Origin of the sequence: Peptacetobacter sp. AB845 (assembly GCF_047528295.1) — a bacterium.
GTDB lineage: Bacteria > Bacillota > Clostridia > Peptostreptococcales > Peptostreptococcaceae > Peptacetobacter.
Genome location: NZ_CP180001.1, coordinates 1078012 through 1103439, shown reverse-complemented (window position 1 = coordinate 1103439; position 25428 = coordinate 1078012). Strand labels below are relative to the sequence as shown.

The following is a 25428-nucleotide window of genomic DNA, read 5'->3' as shown; positions in this document are numbered from 1 at the left end:
TTATCAGATTTGTCTGTATTTTTCAAAGATTATATGCTTTTTATTTTAAAAAAACTTCAATCTTTTTAATTTTTTTCACTCTATCTTAAATTTTGTATCTTCTATTCCCCTCTATGAAATATAATATGTTAATTGAATCTATTTTTCTTAGGCTCTAATGATAAAGCCCTAGCAACTTGATCTATCTGCATCATAACATCTTTGTAGCTCATATATATTTCTATGCCAACATGGAGTCTATCCATATCTACCTCATTTATTATGCAGTAGAAATATTTTCCAGAATCCATAAGTCTACTTATTATCTCATTGTCTTTTTTAGGTACAAATCCGACAACATGCCCACTTTTAGATACAATCTTTATAGCTTTAATATCGTGTAAATTAGAAATATCTCTCTTCATATAGAATCTTGCATTTTCCCTAATTTCTTTTTCAAGCATATCCTTGTCTCTATAAGCAAGTCCTGCTATATAAGTGTCTAATACATAAATATCCTTAGAATTTACATCTACTTTTATATCCTCTACAGATATTTTTTCTATTTTTTTATTTACATCTCTATTTATAATTTTTTCGTAATTTTTCTTAACTTCAGGAATAATTTCCATAGAGAATCTCATAACTATATAATCCACAAAGTCATTAGGTAGCTGTTTTTTTAATTTCAATAAAACTTTTGATGTTTTTCTTCTTATTCTAGTGCTATTTGCATCCATTCCCATTTTAAGAAGGTTTACACCTACTGGATAAACTTTATCTAATTCAGATAAAATCAAATCAAATATTTCCTCTTTTTTATTTAATTCTCTCTCATCTCTAAGACTTATCCCTTCCATTTTGCCGACAATATCAGAAAAATCTAGATTTTCTTCTACATATTCTACAAGTTCAACATGATTTAAAAAAGTATCGCATTCAAGTAGTGATCTGTATATTTCTGGATTATAGGCATCTTTTTCTAGGAACTTCTTAACCTTTTTAAGATTAATATTCATTTCAATATTCTCTGCCATAAACATTAAATCAGATAATTCAAATTCTCCCTCTGCTAGTGCATTTTTTAAGGAAGCTTTAAATTTTTTCTGACTTGCCAATGATTTTATCCCTTTTGAAAACTCTTTTTCATCTATCTCTATTTTTTTATCCTCTAAAACAATTTCCTTTATCGCAAATATACAATACAGTGCCTCTATACTGTCTCCATATTTTTCTATATTGTATAAAAATGCATCTAAAAAGTCTAAATCTCCTGTAAAAGGTGCAGGCCCTGAGCTTCTAAAGAAATCTACAAACAACTTACAGAATTTATTTACTTCATCAGTTGTTATATCTTCTCTAAGTAGATATGCAGAACAATTAAACAGATTAATAACAAGTCCTGCCATAAAATCTCCATAATAATCGTCTTTATATCCCTCTGTAAGCATATACTTAGTTATTTTCATATCTATTTCTTCAATATTTTCAGCAGCTATAAATTTTATCATTCCCTTTGAATTTTTTATTAAATCGAAAAGGAATGTGTTGTAGTTTTGCATTCTTTTTATAACACCTATAACATAAGTTATATAATCTCCAGATTTTGAAAAGACTTTGCTAACTTCCTCTACAAGATTATCTGCTAGGAAATATTCCCCAAGTGCCAATGCAATCTGAACTTCTTTTTTATCTTTAGAATTTAAAATTGTGTTTTTTGTAAATTTTTCTACCCATTCTTTTGGGAGTATATTTTCAGAGACAATTCCCCTTACAGAATTTACAAAGCATCCCATATACGAAGAAATCGGGTACTCTGTTTCGGGAAATTTTAGATTTTCACTATCTTTGTTATATATCTGAATTAGAGACCTTAAAACTATGTTCCGATAATTTCTCTTTGAAGCCTCTGTAATAAAATCGTATTTATATCTATATTCAAATTCTATATTGTCTGTGTAGTCAACATAGTCGTCTACATTTTTCAATGATTCGTATATACATAGATTAACCATAAAACCACCCCTTTAAAAATAACGCAGCCCCCGATTTCATCAATATTTAGATTACTTTCGGAAACTGCGTCTATTTATTCCAACAATATACTTACAATAATCAATTAATTTTTAATTATTTTACCATAGAGTAAATCTGGCTCATTCCTTTAAATGAAACTCCTCCACCTATCTGATATAGGTTGTCTACATAAGATCCATTTAATGCTTTTTTCTGAGCTGTTGTAAGTCCTTTTGTATTCATTAATACTACTGGACAATTTCTCTGTGCTGCCATTGGTCCAGCAGAAAGAGCATCTACTAGTACATTTGATTTTGCTACAAATAAAGTACTGTATCCGTCTTTATAAAGTTTTTCTATTACTTTAGCATTTGTTTCTTCTCTATTTTTACCTGCTATTCTGTTTGCAGATACATCATTTGTTGTTATTTCATTAACTGAAGATATTAAGTTATTTGATATAACTCTTTCTCCACCTATGAAGTATGCATCCTGAAGGTTCTGTTCTTTTAACCATTCATACATTTCTGGATTTAAAGCATCTTTTCCAGTAAGTATTATAGGCTGTTTTTCTTCTCCAGCTTTTGAAGCTACTGAAAGCGCATCTGCTTCACCTTTTCCAGATACTATGTAAGCAGTATTTATTTCTACTCCATTTTCAGAAAGTTTTTTAGCTATTTCGAATGATGTAGAGTATCTATCTTTTCCAGCTACTCTTTCTACTTCAGCTGAGTAATCTTTAGCTATTTTTGATTCTAAAGCTGTGCTAACTGCATTTGTTCCACCTACTATTATAACTTTTGAAGGTGCTATTTCTTTCATTCTCTTAGCTGTTTCTGATGGTAAATTATCTTTATTAGCTAATAATATTGAAGCATTTTCTGATGCAGCAAGTGGTGTTGCAGCTATTCCGTCTGCTACTGCATTACCATTTACAAGTACTACAGTTCCTCCTGTTGCATAGTTCATCTTACTTATTTCTGTAGCAGTAGAGTATCTATTGCTTCCTTTAACTACATCCCACGCTGGAGTTGCTTCTCCTTTTGCATTGAATGTATATTTTATTCCGTCTATTTCCTGTTCTCCTGTTACCATAGCTCCTGTCTGGTCGAAGTAATATGTCTTACCATTTAACTCAAGCCATCCTATGTGAGCTTTTCCATTTGAATCGAAGTAATATTTGAAGTCTCCTTCAGTTATCCATCCAGTCTGCATAACACCATCTTTGTCAAAGTAGTATTTGCTTCCTGATATAGTCTGCATTCCTTTATCAGTTGTACCATTTCCATTGAAGTGGTATTTTTTACCTGATATAGTTAACCATTCGTTAGACGCATATTTTCCATTTTCTTTTAAGTATTTTTTCTGACCGTTTACAGTTTTCCATCCAGCTTTTACACCCTGATTGAATGAAACACCGTATTTTTTAGCTATCTGAGCATCAGTTTTTGAGCTGTAGTCTATTAAAACAGTACATCCTACTCTAACCTGAGGGAATAACCATCTTATTTCGGCATTATGCATTCTTATACATCCGCCAGATACATGTTTTCCTATAGAACTTTCTTTGTTGTTTCCATGGATTCCGTAAGTACTTCCTCCAAATATTCCTATCCATCTATTTCCTAGTGGATTGTTAGGATGTCCACCTGGAATTCCTCCAGAATAGTAAGGTCTATTTACTATTTTGTTGGCAACTCTAGTTTTACCTGTTGGTGTAGGTGTACTAGGTTTTCCAGATGCTACGTTAAATCTTTTTACTAACTTATCATTGTTGTAGAATGTTAGCTTATTGTATTTCGTATTTACTATTATGAGCTGTTTTGGTGCTGCTTCTACAGTACTAGTTGGAACTACTGCTGCAAATATCATAAAAACAGACATAAGCACAACGAGATACTTTTTCATTAGCTTCTTCATTATTCAAGCCCTCCTGCAAATTACGATTAATTTATCTTATAATTTCTAAAAAATTTATAAGCTACTTTTAATAACTTTTTAAATAAAAAGTTGTACTATTTTTTGATTATATCCATAAAGCTATATTACTTTTGATTGTATCCATTTGGATTATTTTCCTGCCATCTCCATGAATCTTCGCACATTTCTTTAAGTCCGTACTCAGCCTTCCAACCTAACTCCTTTTCTGCTTTAGTTGGATCAGCATAACATTCAGCTATATCTCCAGCTCTTCTTCCTACTATTTCATAAGGTATATCTCTACCGCTAATTTTTGAGAACATTTCTATCATTTCTAAAACACTGTATCCTGTTCCTGTTCCTAGGTTGTAGACAACAAGTCCTGGATTTTCTTTTAGTTTATCTATAGCTTTTACATGTCCTTTTGCTAAGTCTACTACATGTATATAATCTCTTACACCTGTTCCGTCTGGAGTAGGGTAGTCATTTCCAAATACATTGACCTTTTCAAGCTGACCGATTGCAACTTTAGTTATATATGGAACTAAGTTGTTTGGTATTCCATTTGGGTCCTCTCCAATTTTTCCACTCTTATGAGCTCCCACTGGGTTGAAATATCTAAGTATAGCTATATTCATGCTATCGTCTACTTTAGCTATATCCTTTAACATTTCCTCTATCATAAGTTTTGTTCTTCCATAAGGGTTAGTTACTGAAAGTGGGAAATTTTCAAGTATTGGGCACTTATGAGGATCTCCATACACAGTAGCTGAAGAACTAAATACAAAGTTTTTAACATCGTATTTTTTCATAAGCTCGAATACTGTCAACGTAGATATTAAATTGTTGTTGTAGTATTCTATAGGCTTTTCCACTGATTCACCTACAGCTTTAAGGCCTGCAAAGTGAATTATTGAATCTATTTTGTGATTTTTAAATATCTCATCCATTTTGTTGAAGTCTCTAACATCTACTTCATAGCAAATTACATCTTTTCCAGATAATTCTTTTATCCTATCTATTACCACTGGATTACTATTGCAGAAATTGTCAGCGATAATTACCTCGTAACCTTCTTCTAGTAATTCTATCGCTGTATGACTTCCTATATAACCAGCTCCACCTGTTACTAATACTGCCATTTTGTTTACCTCTTTCTCTAATAACTTCTTTTAATCATTTAATAACTTCTTTTTTAAATACTATTTTTCATTTCAAACGTCATAAAGATATAATAACACACTTATATGATTTCATCAAATTTACAGTTAATTTGAATGCATATTTTTATATAAATTTTTTGTAAAATTTCTTTAACTTTTATTACCTATTTTCATTTTTAACGATTAGTTTTTAAAACTGTAACTGTTATCTCAGGTCTGTTTAATATTCTTATTGGAAGCACACTATTTCCAAGCCCTCTACTAACTACCATTTTTGTATTTTTCATATTTATTACACCCTTTGTATACTTAGGCATAAACCCTTGATGAGGTGCGTAAATTCCTCCTATAAATGGAAGCCTAATCTGGCCACCGTGTGCATGTCCTGAAAATACTAAATCAAATCCTGCATCTGAATAATCTTTTATATGCTCTGGCCTATGAGAAAGAAGTATGCTAAACTCATCAGCTTTAACTTTTTTCTTTAAATTTTTTAATATTTCTGGAACATATTCTTCTCTATCTTCAAATCCTGTGTCTATTATTCCTGCTATCTTGATTTCTGAACTACCTTTTTTTATACTTTCTGTTTTACCTACTTTTCCATTTTCTTCTTTACGTTTTCTTATACTTTTTACTTCATCATCCAAAATATTTACATCGTATTTTCTTAAAATTTTCTTCACTATATCGTACTTAAACGACCAAACCTCGTGATTTCCAGATACATAATAAATAGGAGCTGACCCTTTTATTTCAGATAAAAACTTCTCCATATTTTTAGTTCCCCATTTTCTTCTATCTACAATATCTCCTGTTATTACTATTAAATCTGGGTTTTCTTTTTTTATTTTTTCTATAAGCCTTTTCTGATTTTTCCCAAATTCCTTATTGTGTAGGTCTGAAATTTGAACTATTCTATATCCATCAAACTCACTTGGGATTTTTTCATTTTCTACAGAATATGTTGAGGTAACTATATCATTAGTTCCCCACACCAAAAGTATCACTACTATTAAAATTATTATTGATATTATTTTTAAGTTTTTATTTTTCATAAATTCCTCTATTTCTCTTTTACACTTTTTATGCTTTCACTCTTTATTTCTATACTTTTATTTCTTTATTATAATCTATTGTATTTTCTTTTTCTATCATATTTTTTATTTTATTAAATCAACTTAAATCTATAATAAACTCTAATTTACATAGAAAAAAACTATTATTTTATCCTCTAAAGTTGTATAATATAATTAAAGATAAGAAAATTTATTATTTTCAGAAAAATTAAGAACTTTGCTAAATAGCAAAAGTTAGGAGGATAACTTATGAACAAAACTAAAATTGTAGAACCTCTTGAAAACGCAAAAGATTTGATGGAAGAAAAAATAACACCACTTACTATTTTATTTGGAGTAGTGGCATGTCTTTTAGGTGTTGGATTGATTTATCTAGCGTACCTATTGATTGCTCACTTTTCTCATTCAGAAGAAGATTAATATTTAGTTTCAATAAAAAGGGCTACCACATTAATCAAATTTTAATGTGATAGCCCATATTTTTTTATCCTTATTAAATTTTTTTATTAATTTTATTTTTCATTAATTTTATTTTTTATTATTTTTCATTAATTTCATTTTTTTATTAATTTTATTCTTTTGCTTTATCTTGAAATTACAACACTATTTTAATGAGTCTAAAACTTCTCTTGCAACTTCTTTATCATCAAAGTGGTGTTTTACTGTTCCTAGTATCTGATAGTTTTCATGACCTTTTCCAGCTATTAAGATAACATCGCCTTTTTTAGCAGATTCTATAGCTTCTTTTATAGCTTCTTTTCTATCCATTACTACTTTGTAGTTTTCATTACTTTCATCTAATCCTGCTAGTATATCTTTTATTATAAGCTCAGGATCTTCTGTTCTTGGGTTGTCGTTAGTTATTATACATCTGTCAGATAATCTCTGTCCTATTCCTCCCATAAGAGGTCTTTTTTCAGAGTCTCTATCTCCACCACATCCAAATACAGCTATTAACTCTCCTTCAACAAATTCTCTAGCAGTATTTAACACATTTTCAAGTGCATCTGGAGTATGTGCGTAGTCTACTATTACACTTATTCCCTTATCATTTGGTACAGTTTCAAATCTACCTGCAACCCCACCTGTATTTCTTAAAGAATTTAAGTAATCTTCTTTGTCTATTCCAAGCATTTCGCATGCTGCAATTACAGCTAATGTGTTATAAACTGTAAACTTACCTGGAACTGGTATGAATATATCTTCTGTGTGGTTTGGAGTAACTAAAGTATATGCAACCCCAGAAGCATCAGATTTAATATTTTTAGCAGTGAAATCCGCTTCATGTTCTATTCCGTATGTGTAACATGGAGTATCTAATTCTTTTATACTTTCGTATATCTTTCTTCCACCTTCATCATCTACATTGATTATATTTGCCTGAGTAGTCTTGTGGAATAATTTTTCCTTAGCTTTTCTGTAGTTTTCTAGAGTCTTGTGGAAATCTAAATGGTCTGGAGTTAGATTTGTGAATATACCTATTTTGAAGTTTGTATCATCTACTCTACTAAGCTCTAATGAATGAGATGAAACCTCCATAGCACAACAGTCGCATCCATTATCTACCATTCTTTTGAATATCTTCTGTAAATCAACACTTTCTGGAGTAGTTGAATTTGATGGAACTTCATTATCCCCATCAAATATCTTTATAGTCCCTATAAGCCCAACTTTTTTATTGCAGTTTCTAAGTATCTCATTTATAAATGTAGTAATGCTAGTCTTTCCATTTGTACCAGTAACACCTATAACATCAAACTTATCTGCTGGATGCTCACAGAAATTAGCTGCAACCTTTGCCATAGTTTTTCTAGTATCTTCAACCTTTACATAAGTACAATCTTCTTTAAAATCTACATCATCCTGAATTAAAAATACCCTAGCTCCCTTTTCATAAGCTGAGTCTATGTATCTATGCCCGTCTGACACAAATCCTTTTATACAAATAAATAAAGTACCTTCCTCAACCTTTCTTGAATCGTACTCAACATTTAAAACTTCTACATCTTTATTTCCAACAACTGAAAGAACCTCTATTCCTTCTAATATATGATTAAGTTTCATAAAAAATACCTTCTCTTTCTTACTATATTAATACTTAATATATTATATCACACAAACAAAAAGCATTCACTCAAAATAAATTACCCCACTCAAATAATTTACAACAAAAAATGGGTTGTTGATAATATTCCACAAGCTATTTTTTGCACAATAAAACCGCAGATTTATTTGCTTGACAATCTGTAAGAGCCCCACAACATTGAAATGTGTTACATAAATGTGTGGGGCTCTGAAGCCTGGAAAGCAAAGAACTGCGGTTTTGTGTGCATTAAAAAAGGGCTGTTGCAATATTGCAACAGCCTTTTTTTTATAAAAATTATACTAATCTTTTGTATGATTCGTATCTTTCTTTTGCATTTTCTTCAGCCATAGTGAATAGTTCTTCAGCCTGTTCTGGGAACTGTTTAGCTATTGCTGCGTATCTTGTCTGTTTCATTAAGAAGTCTCTGAAGCTTTCTGTTGGTTCTTTAGAGTCTAATGAGAATGGATTCTTACCTTCAGCTTTTAATTCTGGGTTGAATCTGTATAAATGCCAGTATCCACAGTCAACTGCCTGTTTTTCGTTAGCTATACTTCTTCCCATACCTTCTCTTAAACCATGGTTTATACATGGAGCGTAGCATATGATTAGAGATGGACCATGATGAGCTTCTGCTTCAGTTATAGCTTTCATGAACTGGTTCTTATCAGCACCTATAGCAACCTGAGCTACGTAAACATTTCCGTAAGACATAGCCATCATACCAAGGTCTTTTTTCTTAGATCTCTTACCAGCTGCTGCGAATTTAGCCATTGCTGCTACTGGAGTAGCTTTAGAAGCCTGTCCACCTGTATTAGAGTAAACTTCTGTATCGAATACTAATACGTTAACATCTTCACCCTGAGCAAGAACGTGGTCTAATCCACCGTAACCGATGTCGTAAGCCCAACCGTCTCCACCAAGTATCCACTGAGATCTCTTAGCTAGGTAGTCTTCTCTTTCTTTTATATCTTTAACAGCTGCTGCTATTTCAGGATCATTCATGCAAGATTCATGTAATCCGTTTACTAATTCAGCTACTTTTGCAGAAGCTTCTTTATTAGCAACACCGTCTTCTTTAGTTTCTAACCAGTTGTTAAGAACTGCTTTAGAGTTTTCATCATGAGCTTTAGAAGCTAAAACTTTTATGTCTTCTTCTAATTTAGCTCTCATCTGTTTAACAGCTACGAACATACCGAATCCGTATTCAGCATTGTCTTCGAATAATGAGTTTGCCCAAGATGGACCTTTACCTTCATGGTTGCAAGTATAAGGAGTTGATGGTGCAGATCCTCCCCATATAGAAGAACATCCTGTAGCATTTGCTATCTGCATTCTATCTCCGAATAACTGAGTTATAACTTTTATGTATGGAGTTTCTCCACATCCAGCACAAGCTCCTGAGAACTCTATTAATGGCTGTCTGAACTGAGAACCTTTAACTGTATTTACGTTCATTAAATCGCCTTTTGGAGCAACTTTAGTTGTATCCATAGCGAAGTTCCAGTTTTCTATCTGTTCTTCCTGAGTAGCTAGAGGCATCATTTCTAATGCTTTGTTAGGAGCTGGACATATGTCAGCACAGTTTCCACATCCTGTACAGTCAAGAGTAGATACCTGCATTCTATACTGTAATCCATCGAATCCTTTACCTATAGCTTTTTTAGCTTTGAATGCTTCTGGAGCATTTGCTAATTCTTCTTCAGTAACAAGTACTGGTCTTATACAAGCGTGTGGACATACAAATGAACACTGGTTACACTGTATACAATTGTCTAATTTCCATTCTGGAACGTCTACTGCTATACCACGTTTTTCGTAAGCAGCTGTACCACATGGGAATGTTCCGTCTGGTAATTCTTTGAATGCACTTACAGGTAGGTCATTACCTTTCTGAGCAGTCATAGGTCTTAATATATTTTTGATGAAGTCTGGTTCGCAAGCTTCTTCTTTTGGTGCATCAACAGCAGTTTTCCAAGATTCTGGAACTTCTACTTTAACTAATGCGTTTATACCTGCGTCAACAGCTTTGAAGTTCATGTCTAATATTTTCTGACCTTTTTTACCGTAAGTTTTAACTATTGATTCTTTTAAGTGTTCAACAGCTTCGTCTACTGGTATTATTTCAGCTAGTTTGAAGAAAGCAGCCTGCATTATCATGTTTATTCTGCTTCCTAATCCTATTTCTTTACCTAATTCAACAGCATTAACTGTGTAGAACTGTATGTCGTTTTTAGCTATGTACTGTTTCATTGATGCAGGTAGGTTAGCTTCTATACCTTCCTGATCCCATATAGTATTAAGTACGAATGTACCACCTTTTTTAAGTCCTTTTAATAAATCATACTGATATACATAAGACTGGTTGTGACATGCTATGTAGTCAGCTTCATCTATTAAGTAAGTTGATCTGATTGGAGTATCACCAAATCTTAAGTGAGACATAGTTATACCACCAGATTTTTTAGAGTCGTAATCGAAGTAAGCCTGAGCGTATTTGTCAGTGTTATCACCGATTATTTTTATAGCCTGTTTGTTTGCACCAACAGTACCATCTGATCCAAGTCCCCAGAATTTACATCTTACTGTACCTTTAGATGCTATTCTGAAGTCTTCAGCTTCTGGTAATGATGTGTTAGTAACATCATCAACTATACCTATTGTGAACTGATTTCTTGGACATTCAGCAGCTAAGTTGTCGTAAACAGCTTTTAACTGAGCTGGAGTAGTATCTTTAGATCCTAATCCGTATCTTCCTCCTACTATTAGAGGAGCATTTTCTTTTCCGTAGTATATATCTCTAACATCTAAGTATAGAGGGTCACCAGTTGCACCTGGTTCTTTAGTTCTGTCTAATACACATATTCTTTCTACTGTAGAAGGCATTGCTTTTAAGAAATGTTCTGTAGAGAATGGTCTGTATAAGTGAACTTTAACGCATCCAACTTTTCCGCCTTCAGCGTTTAATCTATCTATAGTTTCTTCTAATGCTTCTGTAACTGAACCCATAGCAACTACTACATATTTAGCATCTTCTGCTCCGTAGTAATCGAATAAGTCATGTTTTCTTCCTGTTAATTCACTTACTTTGTGCATGTATTTTTCAACTATGCCAACCATATCATTGTAGTAAGTGTTTGATACTTCTCTTGTCTGGAAGTATATATCAGGGTTCTGAGCAGTACCTCTTGTAACTGGGTGGTTAGGAGATAAAGCTTTGTCTCTGAATCTCTGAACAGCGTCGAAGTTTAATAATGAAGCGTATTCTTCATTTTCCATTAATTCAACTTTCTGTATTTCGTGAGAAGTTCTGAATCCATCGAAGAAATGAACGAATGGAAGACTTCCTTCTATTGCTGCTAAGTGAGCAACTGGAGCTATATCTGCAACTTCCTGAACTGAACCTGAAGCTAATAAGCAACATCCAGTCTGTCTAGCTGCCATAACGTCCTGATGGTCACCGAATATTGATAATGCCTGAGATGCTAAAGCTCTTGCAGAAACGTGGAATACACCTGGAAGTAATTCCCCTGCTACTTTATACATATTAGGTATCATAAGTAATAATCCCTGAGATGCTGTAAATGTAGATGTTAATGCACCAGCCTGTAAAGAACCGTGGAATGCACCAGCAGCACCTGCTTCTGACTGCATTTCTACAACATTAACTTTCTGTCCAAATATGTTTTTTCTTCCCTGAGAAGCCCATTCATCAACTAATTCTGCCATTGTTGAAGATGGTGTTATTGGGTATATAGCTGCTACATCTGTAAATGCATAAGCAACATGAGCTGCGGCTGTATTCCCATCAACAGTTTTCATAAATTTTGCCATGATTAAAATATCCTCCTTGATAGTTTCATTCGCTTGTCTATCTAAAGGCAAGTCTATTTTTAATTTATACTAATAAAGCTCTAAGCATTTATTTTCTATAAATATCTAGAGTATAAAAAGCGTATAAATCTTATTCCTTTATATCATACTACATTTTTTTTAAAAATGCCAATTTTTTTTCAGAATATTTACTACTATATACAATGTTCACTTCAATTCAAAAAAATTTAAATTAAAGTGTATCACATTAAGATTTATACCAATCTAATTCGTAGTAATTATTCAGCTATTAATTCTACTAAATCTCCATTTTTAACGCCTGCTGCATTTCCTTCTTCCATGTCAACATGCATTTCTAAGTTGAAGCTATCTTTAGCTCTAACTAATACGTTTTCGAATATAAGACCTCTTGGTCCTTCTGTTCTAACTTTTACTATATCTTTGTCTTTTACTCCGAATTTTGCAGCATCTTCGTTGCTCATATGTATGTGTCTTGAAGCAACTATAACACCTTTTTCTAATTCAACTTCTCCTGCTGGTCCAACAAGTTTAAGTCCTGGAGTACCTTCTATATCTCCTGATTCTCTTATTGGAGCTTTTACTCCTAGAGGGAAACAGTCAGCTAAAGATACTTCTACCTGAGTTTCAGGTCTAGCTGGTCCTAATACTCTAACTGTTAATTTTCCTTTTGGTCCAACTAAGTCTACTTTTTCTTCACAAGCATACTGACCTGGCTGAGAAAGATCTTTGAATTTAACTAATTCATGACCTTCACCAAATAAAGCGTCTATGTGTTCCTGTGATAAGTGTATGTGTTTGTTTGATAAAGCTATTGGTAATTTCATTGCCTATCACTCCTATCTTTTTTTATTATTGTATTCATTAAACCACAAATTACTTCAAATACATTATACAAAATATAATTGTTAAAATCAAATATTTAGTTCTTTAGTAATTTTTAAATTTTTTTCATTTTAATAGGTATTTTTTTCAATTTCGTATAACTTTTTTATTTATAAAGTTGTGATAACATTTTCACGCTATTTTAATTTTATTCTACATAAAGTTAAATTCTTTTTTCAGTAGCTCTTCAATTTCATCAGAAGTCATTTTGAAAATTCCAACACATGAACTTGCATCTGGAAGTATAACCGAAATATCTCCAAAACTATTTTTCTTGTCTTTTTTAATAACTTCTACTAACCTTTTTACAACTACTGTTTCAAAATCAAATTCAAAATCAAATTCAAAATCGTATTTATCAATAAGGCCTACAAAATTGTCGTAGTAATCCTTCTTTATATACCCTTTAGATAAAGCAAGTTTAAATGCTATTTTCATTCCTATAGCAACCGCTTCACCATGTTTTAGTTCATATTCCATTTCTATTGCATGTCCAAATGTATGCCCAAAATTAAGAATCTTTCTTAAACCGGTTTCTTTCTCATCAGCTTTAACAACTCTTGCCTTAAATTCAGCACACTTTACGATAGCATTTATAATTTTTTCATTATCCAGACATTTTACTTCATCTGCATTTTCATATAAAAATTTTTCAAATTCTCCATCGTCGTCCATTATAGCAGCATATTTTATAACTTCTCCAAATCCACTTTTTAACTCATCTTTTGGAAGAGTTTTTAACGTTTCTGTGTTTATATATGTAAATAAAGGCTGCTTAAATGCTCCAATCATATTTTTATAGACTCCAACATCGATTCCTGTCTTTCCTCCTATAGCCGAATCAACCTGAGATAATACAGTAGTAGGAACTTGTATATAGTCTATTCCTCTCATATATGTAGCTGCCACAAACCCAGCTAAATCCCCTACTACACCGCCTCCAAATGCTATAACGAGTGATTTTCTAGTAACACCAATCTCTATAAATTCAGATATAATTTTATTAAATGTGTCTAAACATTTTGACTCTTCTCCAGGCTCTATACAAATTTTCGAAAAATATTTTTCATTTGTCATAGAAAAAATCAATTTTACAAAATCATCATATAGATTAACTTCTACATTTTTATCGGTTATTATAACAACTTTATCGTATTTTTTATCTCTTTCAACTAACTCATACAGAATATTTGCAAGCTCTGTATATTCATCGGACACCATTATTCTACATAAATTATTTCCTGTAGCAATTAACTTCATCGAATCACCCCATTAATATAATAATTCATTTACTTTATAATAATTCACTTACTTTATAATAGTTTTCTTCATTTGTTTTGCAATAATTCTTTTATCTCATATTTATTTCGTTTATTGTAATATTAATTCTTTTATTCACTCATTATATCTTTTATATGTGATGCATATTCCTCTGCTGCTTTCTTTATATTTTCTACAAGTTCTCTACTTTCAACATAGTTAACCTCGTCGCTATCCGGAATCCTTATATTTTTAACACTTCTTGAGTTTATACTCTTAAAGAAAAAGTCCATAACAATATCTCCACCTTCAAACTGATCCTCATACTCCTTAGAACCGCCAACAGCTACATACATTCCAGCTCTTTTTCTACTTCTATCAATCATAGAATCTCCAAGAACAAATTTGCTAGAATACACCGCCTGTGTTCTATCGACAACAGTTTTCATTTTAGCTGGTACAGAATTAAAATAAACTGGGCTTACAACAACTGTTCCTCTTGACTTATCAAACATATCGTAAAGCTCAGTCATATCATCTTTTATTCTACATCCCTTTTTATGCTCGCAGTATCCACAAGCATTACAATAATCTATGTTCATTTCGTAAATATCTAAAAGGGCGCAAGATACGCCCTCTTTCTCTAAAATTTTCGAAATATCCCTAGATATATTAAAACAATTTTTGTCCTTTCTTGGACTAGCATTTATTATCAAAATATCTTTTGTCATATTTCCTAATCTCCATTTTATTTATTTATCTATATATTATATGAAATTATACTGCATATTAAATATAGTTATCCTTCAACATAACCATCATAATATCATCTGAGTATTCTTTTTTTCCAGAAAAAGCGTAAAATTCTTCTTTTGCTCTCTCTATAATAAACTCAGGACTGTATTTATAATTTTCACAAAGAAGTTTTTCAAATCTTTCCTGACCGAATTCTTCCTTATCCTTATTTTTAATCTCAAGAATTCCGTCTGTAAACATACATATCATAGGATAATTTTCCATACTTATCTGATTATCCTTGTATTCCCGTTCCTCTATAACCCCTATAGGAATTCCTTTTTTACAGTTTACATATTTTGCAACAGTTCCATCATTTTGTATAATAACAGGACTGTAATGTCCTGCATTTGATACTGTTAGCGTATTTTCTTTAGTATCTATACTTGCAACTATACCTGTACAAAAAACTTCCATCTTATCAAATTCTTCAAAAAGCATCTTATTAAGATTATTCATTATATCTGATGGCTTATCAAACTGTCTGCAAAGCACCTTAAATGCACCTTTTATAAGCGCTACCATGTAGTTGGATACTATACCATGTCCCATAACATCGGCAACTATATAAATAACCTTATCATCGCTTATTCTAACCGCATCATAGAAATCCCCACCTACAACCTTTGCTGGCTGATGATAGCAGTAAAGATGTCTATTTCCATTACAAATCATATTTGCATCGTTCATTATAAGTCTCTGCTGCTTATTTAAGACAGAAAGCTCATTTTGAAGCACTCTATGTCTAACCTCATTCTGGTTGTATTCATAAAGCTGAGTACCTACAGTTATCTGTTTTGAAAGTATTGATAGTATATTTATATCGTCTTTTGTGTACTTAGTTGCATTTGCACATATTATATAGCCTAAATTACTATCCTCATCCATAAGCCTATGATATATATAACTATTTATTTTAGATCCATTTTCAAGAATCATATCGACGTCATTTGCAAAGTCTCCATCTTTATAATTTTCAGAAATTTCATCTAACATTAAGAATAAATTACTTCTACACTCATTTTTATTGTAGCAGTTTACTATTCTTCCATGTTTTTCATTTTTATCTAAAATTATTATAGCCTCTTCACTATCTGTAATTTCAACTGCCTGCTTAGTTAAATCCTTTAAATAAGTATCTATATTTTTGTCTTCATAAAGCTTTCTAGTAGCTTCATTTATAGATGTCATTCCCTGTCTAAGCTTATTCACTAATTTATGAACAGACTCATTTTTTCTAGTTATCTCTATAGAAAGTGTCATAAGAGATGCAACTGATGCTATAAAATTCATATCCTCATCGCTTATAATTTCCCCTTCTGTTGTAAAAGTAGTCATAAATCCAACAACCTTCCCCTCTATAACAAATGGAAATACTGCTCTTCCACAATAACCTTCATTTTCAGCAAGATTTCTCTCTTTTGCTGCTGACTCATCTAAAAATATGTCCTTTATATAAACTATTTTCTTTTCCTCAACAGCCTCTCTTATATAATCTGGATACAAATCAAAGTCTATTCTAGCTCCTTCAGGTCTATCCACACCGTCAAAAACGGTAGGAATGTACTTTAAAGTACTTGAACAGACTAGATATGCGTAGTTAAAATCGTCGTTATAGAAAATATTTACACATGCCTTAGCTGGATGTACAACATCTAGCATCTTGCTAACGATAATATCCTTTATCTTGAAAAAATCTTGAGATTGTGTAACTAACTTAGAAATCTCAACCAAATTTTTCATTCGTTTCATATACTCTTCAGTCATATCAATTTGCCAAAACGGCAACTTCACCTCCTATATCCAAAGTCTATTTAAAAATCTATATATACTTTCTTTAAGTTTTTCTTAAAGAAATTACTTTTCAATTAATATATATTCTAACATATTCTGAGCTATTTTTAGTTAAAAATAAAAAAGGAGTAAACAGTCTGTAAATCTTTTGAATTTAAAGAGGCTGTTTACTCCTTTTTTGTTTTAGTGTTCTTTGTAAACGTAGTTGTAAATCTTTTCATTACCTAAGTCTATTGCTCCTGTCGTAATATATTTTGCTATATTATCAATATCACTTATTGTCAGATATTGACAAGGAATAGACAGAACATATCCAGTATCACTAAGAAGATGTTTTAACTTCATCACTTTAGACATATCTGGTTTCTCATTAGCCTTTTTGTAATTTCTATTTTTGCTTCTTATGAGATTTTCGTTCTGAATACAAATAAGCTTGTCCACATAATCTTGATATGAATCTATAAAATCGCTCTCCTCTAAAATCTCATCAGGAAGAACCTCATGAATAGATACATCTCCTAAAATATTATGAACAAACTTGTCAGATGTCAGCTTACCAGAAATGATTCCCTTTTGATACTTTCTTAAAACCTTTTTAGTAATTGTGTAGATTTTGCTTCTAGTTTCCAAATTAAGTTCCTCTACCAGCATTGCAATCCCATCCTTTCACTCTTTATTGTAATTTAAATTTCCAGAAAAATCAAGAGTTTAGTAATACTAAAAATAAAAAGTAAAACTTTTTCAAAAACATTTTCCTATAATAAAATAAAGTGCTAAAAATGGACAATCTAATTAATATATACCTAAAAAATTTTAATAACTAAATTTGCTTTTTGAAATAAACTATTATTATATATTTGTAAATAGAATAGCTCAAAAATCCACTATCAACTAATTATTACATAAATAGAGACTTAGAAATTTTGTAAAAAAAGGGAAATATAAGTAGATACTTAAACATCATTTTTTTCTCAACATATATAAAATAAAAAAAGCAGGTTTCACAAGAATTTTTCAGTAGATAAAATTTTGTATACAATCGTAAATTAAATCGCACCGACAATCTACAAGCGACTCGCAACTTATAAATGTGTTGCATAGCATAAATGTGCGAGTCGCTGAAGCCTGGAGGGCGATTAATTGCGGTTGGATACAAAATTACTACTGAAAATAATTGTGATAACCTGCTTTATGCTTCATTTTATATACTCATTCCTGCTAAATATCCCGTAGAGAACGCAATCTGTAAGTTAAATCCTCCAGTGTAAGCATCAACATCTATCACTTCCCCAGCAAAATAAAGCCCCTCAACTAACTTAGACTCCATAGTACTAGAATTTATCTCAGATGTCTTAACCCCACCAGAAGTAACTATTGCTTCCTCCATAGGTCTATATCTCTTAACGTGCATCTCAATATTTTTAATTGTATTTACAAGATTTCTTCTTTCTTCCTTAGTTATAGAATTTACCGGAGTAGCTGGATCTATGCCAGAAAGTTCCACGATTACTGGTATCATCTTACTTGGAAGTAAATCTGATAGTGAGTTTTCAAATCTCTTATTTATATATTTCTGGAAATCTCTCTGAACTCTTTTATCAAGCTTTTCGTGGTCTAGAGCTGGTTTTAAATCTAAAGAAATCTTATAACTTTCCTTAGATAAATCCCTCATTATACAACTTGCAGATTTTATAATCGGCCCATCTACACCGTAATCAGTGAATTCCATTTCTCCAAAATCGTCGTATATTTTCTTATTTTTCTTTCCATATACATTTATTGCCACATTTCTAAGACTAAGACCTTTTAACTTAGATACAAAATCTTCCTGTATCTCAAGACCTATTAAAGAAGGTTTAAGAGGAGTTATCTTATGACCTAATTTTTCAGCAAGTCTATATCCGTCTCCTGTAGAACCTGTTCTCTGATAACTCGCACCACCTGTCGCAATTATAACTGCATCTGCCTTAATCTCTTTTCCGTCACTTAAAACAACAGACTCAACTTTTCCATTCTTTTCCTTTATATCTTTAACAGTTTTTCCTGTAACTAACTTAATATTTTTTCTCTTTATAAGTCTAGCCATCGCATCAACGACATCCATTGCCCTATCGCTCTCAGGGAACACCCTATTTCCCCTCTCTGTCTTTAACCTAACACCTAGGCTTTCAAACATCTCCATAACAGCATCATTTGTAAATGTGTAGAATGCACTGTATAAAAATTTCCCGTTTGTATTTACATTTGCAATTAACTCCTCAACCTCGCAGTTGTTTGTTATATTGCATCTACCTTTTCCTGTTATCAGTAGCTTTCTACCTACTCTCTCGTTTTTCTCCACCAAAACAACATCTATACCATTTTTCGATGCCGAATATGCCGCGGTCATACCTGCAGGCCCAGCACCTATTATAACAACCTTTTTCATAATTATTTCCTTTCCTAAGAATTTTATAAAAACCCTTATCTAAAAAAACTTATCTAAAAATTATATTCCCATTTTTTTGAATAAATATGGAGCACCTGCTACACCTTGAATCACAACAGCCGAATATCTAACAAAATCTAGTACCATATCAAGTGTACTTCCATCAGTTGCTCCAAATAAAGAAAATACAAGCTTTAAGCCTAAATAAACAACACCTAAACTAAGCATCCCTATTAAGAATCTTTTTCCATTTTTTCTAATAATTTCTCCACTGCTCAGATTTTTTTTATCTATAACTTCAAAAAATACATATTCTCTCTCTAAAATATATCCTACAGTAAATCCAAACATAAGTGCAAAAAGCTTAGTATAATCGCTGCTCTTTAGCACAAATACCATTATCGCAAGTGGAACTAAAATCAGTATCATTTCCCAATATTTTCCACTTTTTTCAGATCTATCCATTATCTTTATCAAAAGTAGAGTAAATAAAAATCCAAGAATAAGCCCTACAACAACATCCATTGGCCAATGAACAGCTAAATAAAGTCTTGAAATCCCAGCACCTACAGCCATAACTACTGCTAAAGCATAAACCAATTTCTTCTTTAACTGAACTGCTAAAGAAGTCCAAAATGTAGTCGCAGTCTGAGTGTGCCCACTTGGGAATGAATATCCTGTAGCCGTCTCAACTCTCATAGACTCAAGTCCAAATTTTCCAATAGGTCTTTCCACCTTAAAATAGTCCTTAATTGCCCCATTTAAGGCAATATTTCCTGTAAGTGAGTACAACATTCTCCGTCCTATTTTCTTATCAATACACCAATACATAAGCGCTGTAAATAACACTACAACTGGTGTCTCTGTACTTATTGTAAAGAATAAAAATAGAATATTTAAAATTGGGTTCCTAATACTCTGGAAAAACAAAAGTATCGGAGCCTGAATATGCTCAAAATAATTTATATTCATCAAATCTATCCTTTCCGATATAATATTTATTTTTCATACATCCACAAATTTAAAGGCATACTTAAAAAGCATGCCTTTTTATATTAATTATATCTAATTATTCTGCTACATCTTCAACTATTCCTATATAAGGAAGGTTTCTATATTTTTCAGCGTAGTCTATTCCATATCCTACTATGAATTTATCTTCTATTTCAAATCCAACGTATTCAACATCAACATCTACAACTCTTCTGCTTGGTTTGTCTAATAGAGTACATAATTTTAAGCTCTTTGGCTCTCTTATCTGTAACTCTTTAACTAAGTTGCTAAGAGTTCTACCTGAATCGATTATATCTTCAACTATAAGAACATTTCTTCCTTTTATATCTGTATCTAAGTCTTTTAATATTCTAACTGTACCTGAAGACTCAGTTCCACTTCCATAGCTTGAAACACTCATAAAGTCGATTTTTACATCTAAGTCTATTTGTCTTATAAGGTCACAAGTGAACACATTTGCACCTTTTAATATACCAACTACTAAAACTTCTTCACCTTTGTAGTCATTTTCTATCTGTTTACCTAATTCTACTACCTTTTCTCTTATCTGTTCTTCTGTGAACATCTTTCCAGTTACTTTGTACATAATTTCCTCCTACCAGTTCTCTGGGTTATTTAGAATTTATTAATATCCTTTAAAAAAGAATTTCTCATCAAAAATAATTTTTAGATATTATATATTATACTCTAAAACAAAGCTTTTTCAAATAAAAATTCCATTTTGTTATATATTTAAATATAAAAGTTAACTGTTACAATTTTTCAATTAATTATTTAGATAGTTTAAACATATCAATCAATCCAATAAAAAAGTGCTGTCATAAAATGTAAAATATTTATACAACAGCACAGATTTTTATATAATATACAAAAGGAACCCGACGCATCAGGTTCCTCCAAGTGTAGTCCGAAGACATCCACCGCAATTCTTATCTATAATATACCTCTTTTTTACAAAACTATCAAGTTTTGAATCCTAAGTTGTAGTATATAACTCATCGAAGTTGATTTTTCAGTAGCTAAAAATTTTGCGTGCTAACACAAATTAAATTGCAGCGACTACACCTACTCTTTCAAAATCTGAGATGAAAATATAGTAGGGCAATAGAAATAAATGCTATCCGGTGACAATCTACAGACGCTTTCAACTTTGTTGTTCGAACGTAGTTCGAATAAAACAAAGAAAGCGTCGAAGCCTGGAACGGATAGCATTTATAATATTGACCTCTTATATTTTCATTCTATCAGATAAACTTCTCATTGCATCTATTGTTCTCTGCATTAGTTCATCCAATTCCCATCCTAGTTCTTCTGCACCTTTTTTGATTGTATCTCTTGAACATCCTGCTGCAAACTTAGGAGTTTTAAATTTCTTCTTAACAGATTTCAACTCTAAATCCATAACACTCTTAGAAGGTCTCATTATCGCAACCGCACCTATAAGTCCAGTAAGCTCATCTGTAGCAAATAAAATCTTTTCCATTATATGCTCTGGTTTCTTTTCTAACCCTTCACATATTCCATACGCGTGGCAAACAACCGCATGGATAAACTCTTCATCATATCCATTCTCTCTTAAAAGTTCTTCTGCCTTAATACAATGTTCGTCTGGATACATCTCAAAATCTATATCATGAAGTAGTCCAACAGTTGCCCAAAAATCTTCTCTCTCAGGATCATATTCCTTAGCAAAATATCTCATCACCCCAGAAACAACTTCCCCATGTCTTATATGGAAATCATCCTGATTGTATTTTTTAAGTATTTCCAGTGCTTTGTCGTATTCTAATATCATTTTTTTATCCCCCTCAACTTGATTTTTAATTTGTTTTTTAACTTAATTTTGTTTTAAGTTTAATTTAGCTTTAAATTTAATTTTGTTTTTTAATAAATTTTTATTTCCTTTTTAAATTTATTATTTTCATTCTTTTTTATAGGTTTTATCTTACTACTTTTTTTCTATATAGTCAATATTTTCTGAATTTTTAAAGTATTGTTTTTATCTTTAATCATCTAAACTATTATTTTATGTAAATTTTAATTATCTAAAATATTATTTTATATCAATACAATATAATAAAATTTTTTCTGTTATTTTACTTTAATCTAATTCTCACTCTTATATGTTATAATAAATTTACGAGATAAATTTCAAAAGAGGTGACAAAATGGAAGAATTATACAGAGCAATAGAAGAAAAAATAAAAGCATCAGGATATACTGGACTTTTCACTGGTGAAGAGGTTTACAACGATATATGCGATGAAATAGAGGACAAAGAAAACGGAACATATCTTTTATTATCTAAAAAAGATAACGGAGATGTATTCACTTACAACGTTTCTATATTCGATGACAACTTCAACCTTTCTGTTCTTAAAATAAACAGTGGTGATGAAGAATTTATCATAAACTTCGACGAATAAGATTAATAAGATAAGAATATGGTAAAAATACGATAAATAACATTTGGGAGGTATCATTATGAGTGTAAATCACGGTGCAAATTTATATGAACTTTCCGCAAAATACGGATTTTCAAAAGAGGACTTCATGGATTTCAGTTCAAATATAAATCCATTTGGCTCTTCAAAAAAGGCTAAACAGTATGTAATAGACAATATAGACATGGTTTCAATGTATCCTGATCCAGAATACGTTGAATTAAAAAAATCTATATCAACATATTGCAAATGCAACAGCGAAAATATAGTACTTGGAAGTGGTGCAACTGAGCTAATCTCTTCATTTATCGGCACAGTTAATCCTAAAAAAGCAGTACTTGTGTCTCCAGCATATTCTGAATATGAAAAAGAGTTAAACAAAATCGGCTGCGAAATAAAAAAATACTACTCTAAAAAAGAAAATAACTTTGAAATAGATCCTATAGATTTAGCGAATACTGTCAAAGAAGGTGGATACGAACTTCTTATAATTTGTAACCCTTGCAACCCTACAGGATTCGCATTTTCTAAGGAACAAATAAGAGAAATAGTATCTACTTGTGGATGTTATGTGATGATTGACGAAACTTATGTTGAATTCACAGATACATCAAAATACTCTTCTACTCCACTTGTAGACGAGTTCGACAATTTATTTGTGATAAGAGGGACTTCTAAGTTCTTCTCTACTCCTGGTATCAGACTTGGATACGGACTTATTTCAAATGAAAAGGTTAAAGAAGCTATAAATAAAAGACTTGACCTTTGGAATATAAACGTTGTCGCATCTAGAATGGGTGAGATTATGTTTGTCGATGATGATTTCATAAACGAAACTATCGAGCATATGAGCAAGGAGAGAGATTATCTTGAAAGTGAACTGAGATTTCTTCCAGGTGTTAAAGTTTATAACACTTATGGAAACTTTGTTCTTTGTGAGATAGTTGATAGAAGAATGACAGCAGAAGAATTGAGAAATGAGCTAATTCCTGAAAGAATAATAATAAGGGATTGTGCATCATTTGATGGATTGGATGAGTATTTCTTTAGGGTTTGTATATTAAAACCTGAGGAAAATATCTTATTGATTTCTGAATTAAAAAAAATATTTGGATAATTTAAAATGGATTGGTGCGTTTTACCAATCCATTTTATTATATATTTTATTTTTCGAAGTCTATTGTAAATTTCATTCCACCAACCTGAACTGTGTCCTTTCCTACTAGTACTTCTGCGTTTACTAGTACTACGTTGTCGTATAATCTAATCCTACCTGAAGATAAGGATCTTGTCCTTACTTTAGAGGACGGAAAACTTATAATAGAAAAAGAACACCCTGATGAATAAAAAAATTGATGCTATCGCACAAACGTTTTTAAATGTTCTGTAACAGCAACATTTTGTTTATTATAAAGTTAAAAATAATTTCAAATACTTTCTAGAAGTATCTCATCATAGTTTTCCGGAAAACCTATTAATTTTAAATTTATTTCATTTTTATAATTTTCTATAACATCTTTTATTCTTGATACAAATTCTATTCTATCATCTTTGTTGGGTAATGATTTTACAATAGCAACTATATAGGCATACAATGTATCATTAATTACATCTGAATATTTTCTAAGAAAGAATGGACTTAATTTTATTGGTGGATTTAAAACCGTATTGTATAATCTAGATCCATGAGCACACTTATTTCTTAATATAGAAAAACATTTTAATCTATTTCGTAATATATTTTGTGTACTATTTACATTAGTGGCTATTAAATCAGCCTCTTTATTATACATACATCCATATAATTTAGATAATGTTGAAAATGACATTAACTCAACAGCGACCCATAATGGCATTTCATCGTTATATTTTTCTTTATGGTGTTTCACTATATTACTATCTTTATAATAATTTTGCTCTCTTTTGAAATTTTCCATTACTTTTGTATAGTTATTTTTATCATAAAAACTATCGCTATCATAATGCTGATTATGCGGTTCTTCATTACACTTCAATATTGAAAATCCATAAGATATTTGTGTACGATAGTATAGTTCTAATTTTTCAAGATAGTCCCTTAAAATCCCTCTCATCTTTTCATCAAAACAATAAATTTTATATACATTCATAAAGTCTGTTTCTGGTTTATAAAAAAATGTATCTTCTTCCATTCTAAATTGTAATGCATATCCCGTTAATTTGTAATAATTTATTCTTTTTAAAATATTGGTTGCTATTTCTCTATCAGATATATTCATTCCATGTTCTTCAAGTTTAAGAACTTGTTCTTCAAATGTTAAAGGTTTCTTCAAAACCATTATTTCCAACTCCTTATATAAAATAAAAAAGGCCGGACATAAAAGCCCGACCTGGTCCCCAATGGTCAACGTACGACTTTGGGCAACTCTGTTGTTTATAATTATATATTATTACTTTACTTTTTTCAATACTTTTCTTGCTATTTGTATATATTTTATTAACGTTAAATATAATTCTTAAAAATGCCACATCACGTATAACAATGGCTTAATCATTTATATAATTAGCTAAATTCTCCACACAATATACAACAAAATCCATTTCTTTTTCATTTATCATAATTATTCACGTCCTTTAATTCTTTATATGAAAATTATATCATAATTTTATCTTTCTTTTGTTTTTTACATTGTATGAAATAAAAATCCCCCCACCTATTTCTAGATGAGGGATTTGT

Annotated in this window: 19 protein-coding genes; 3 read left to right on the top strand and 16 right to left on the bottom strand. The window is 31.2% G+C overall.

The features are described from left to right. Positions 1-128: 128 nt before the first annotated feature. From ACK2WO_RS05185 to ACK2WO_RS05170, 4 genes are all read right to left on the bottom strand, one after another. The gene (locus ACK2WO_RS05185; protein WP_414698616.1) at positions 129-1994 is read right to left on the bottom strand and encodes an HIRAN domain-containing protein; all 1866 of its coding nucleotides are present in this window, start codon (positions 1992-1994) and stop codon (positions 129-131) included. Positions 1995-2109: 115 nt separating this feature from the next. Next, positions 2110-3915 (bottom strand): cell wall-binding repeat-containing protein, encoded by a 1806-nt coding sequence (locus ACK2WO_RS05180; RefSeq protein WP_414698615.1) that lies wholly within the window; start codon positions 3913-3915, stop codon positions 2110-2112. Between the two features lie 125 nt (positions 3916-4040). Then, positions 4041-5057 carry a UDP-glucose 4-epimerase GalE gene (gene galE / locus ACK2WO_RS05175; RefSeq protein ID WP_178412784.1) on the bottom strand — a complete coding sequence of 339 codons (1017 nt, stop codon included), beginning with the start codon at positions 5055-5057 and terminating at the stop codon, positions 4041-4043. A gap of 197 nt (positions 5058-5254) precedes the next feature. After that, entirely contained in the window at positions 5255-6136 is an 882-nt protein-coding gene (locus tag ACK2WO_RS05170) for a metallophosphoesterase (protein ID WP_414698614.1), read from the bottom strand. Between the two features lie 270 nt (positions 6137-6406). Between ACK2WO_RS05170 and ACK2WO_RS05165 the strand changes: the two genes are divergently transcribed. Next, positions 6407-6577, top strand: coding sequence for a hypothetical protein (locus ACK2WO_RS05165; RefSeq protein WP_414698613.1), 171 nt, complete (start codon positions 6407-6409; stop codon positions 6575-6577). A gap of 183 nt (positions 6578-6760) precedes the next feature. On the opposite strand, the gene ACK2WO_RS05160 is transcribed toward ACK2WO_RS05165, so the two are convergent. From ACK2WO_RS05160 to ACK2WO_RS05110, 11 genes are all read right to left on the bottom strand, one after another. Further along, the gene (locus ACK2WO_RS05160; RefSeq protein WP_414698612.1) at positions 6761-8221 is read right to left on the bottom strand and encodes a UDP-N-acetylmuramoyl-L-alanyl-D-glutamate--2,6-diaminopimelate ligase; all 1461 of its coding nucleotides are present in this window, start codon (positions 8219-8221) and stop codon (positions 6761-6763) included. Between the two features lie 316 nt (positions 8222-8537). Then, the gene (nifJ, locus tag ACK2WO_RS05155) at positions 8538-12074 is read right to left on the bottom strand and encodes a pyruvate:ferredoxin (flavodoxin) oxidoreductase (RefSeq protein WP_414698611.1); all 3537 of its coding nucleotides are present in this window, start codon (positions 12072-12074) and stop codon (positions 8538-8540) included. A 278-nt stretch (positions 12075-12352) separates the two neighbouring features. Next, on the bottom strand, positions 12353-12919 hold the full coding sequence (pduL, locus tag ACK2WO_RS05150) for a phosphate propanoyltransferase (RefSeq protein WP_006439936.1): 567 nt from the start codon (positions 12917-12919) through the stop codon (positions 12353-12355). 211 nt (positions 12920-13130) lie between these two features. Then, positions 13131-14237, bottom strand: coding sequence for a 3-dehydroquinate synthase (gene aroB / locus ACK2WO_RS05145; protein WP_414698610.1), 1107 nt, complete (start codon positions 14235-14237; stop codon positions 13131-13133). Positions 14238-14368: 131 nt separating this feature from the next. Next, positions 14369-14968: a flavodoxin family protein gene (locus tag ACK2WO_RS05140; RefSeq protein WP_414698609.1), complete on the bottom strand. Its 600-nt coding sequence runs from the start codon at positions 14966-14968 to the stop codon at positions 14369-14371. 58 nt (positions 14969-15026) lie between these two features. Continuing rightward, on the bottom strand, positions 15027-16826 hold the full coding sequence (locus ACK2WO_RS05135) for a GAF domain-containing SpoIIE family protein phosphatase (RefSeq protein ID WP_414698608.1): 1800 nt from the start codon (positions 16824-16826) through the stop codon (positions 15027-15029). Between the two features lie 183 nt (positions 16827-17009). Beyond that, a complete protein-coding gene (locus tag ACK2WO_RS05130; protein WP_414698607.1) occupies positions 17010-17456 on the bottom strand; it encodes a hypothetical protein in 447 nt (148 codons plus the stop codon). A gap of 571 nt (positions 17457-18027) precedes the next feature. Next, positions 18028-19254, bottom strand: coding sequence for an NAD(P)/FAD-dependent oxidoreductase (locus ACK2WO_RS05125; RefSeq protein WP_414698606.1), 1227 nt, complete (start codon positions 19252-19254; stop codon positions 18028-18030). A gap of 60 nt (positions 19255-19314) precedes the next feature. After that, the gene (locus tag ACK2WO_RS05120) at positions 19315-20226 is read right to left on the bottom strand and encodes a phosphatase PAP2 family protein (protein ID WP_414698605.1); all 912 of its coding nucleotides are present in this window, start codon (positions 20224-20226) and stop codon (positions 19315-19317) included. A 97-nt stretch (positions 20227-20323) separates the two neighbouring features. Next, the gene (hpt, locus tag ACK2WO_RS05115; RefSeq protein WP_414698604.1) at positions 20324-20854 is read right to left on the bottom strand and encodes a hypoxanthine phosphoribosyltransferase; all 531 of its coding nucleotides are present in this window, start codon (positions 20852-20854) and stop codon (positions 20324-20326) included. A 642-nt stretch (positions 20855-21496) separates the two neighbouring features. Next, positions 21497-22063 (bottom strand): hydrolase, encoded by a 567-nt coding sequence (locus ACK2WO_RS05110; RefSeq protein WP_414698603.1) that lies wholly within the window; start codon positions 22061-22063, stop codon positions 21497-21499. 373 nt (positions 22064-22436) lie between these two features. On the opposite strand from ACK2WO_RS05110, the gene ACK2WO_RS05105 reads away from it, so the two are divergent. Together ACK2WO_RS05105 and ACK2WO_RS05100 are read left to right on the top strand one after the other, a co-directional pair. Continuing rightward, positions 22437-22694 carry a hypothetical protein gene (locus tag ACK2WO_RS05105; protein ID WP_178411671.1) on the top strand — a complete coding sequence of 86 codons (258 nt, stop codon included), beginning with the start codon at positions 22437-22439 and terminating at the stop codon, positions 22692-22694. A 58-nt stretch (positions 22695-22752) separates the two neighbouring features. Next, the gene (locus ACK2WO_RS05100) at positions 22753-23829 is read left to right on the top strand and encodes a pyridoxal phosphate-dependent aminotransferase (protein ID WP_414698602.1); all 1077 of its coding nucleotides are present in this window, start codon (positions 22753-22755) and stop codon (positions 23827-23829) included. 310 nt (positions 23830-24139) lie between these two features. Here ACK2WO_RS05100 and ACK2WO_RS05095 read toward each other — a convergent pair whose 3' ends face one another. Continuing rightward, the gene (locus ACK2WO_RS05095; protein ID WP_414698601.1) at positions 24140-25030 is read right to left on the bottom strand and encodes an Abi family protein; all 891 of its coding nucleotides are present in this window, start codon (positions 25028-25030) and stop codon (positions 24140-24142) included. Positions 25031-25428: the final 398 nt, after the last annotated feature.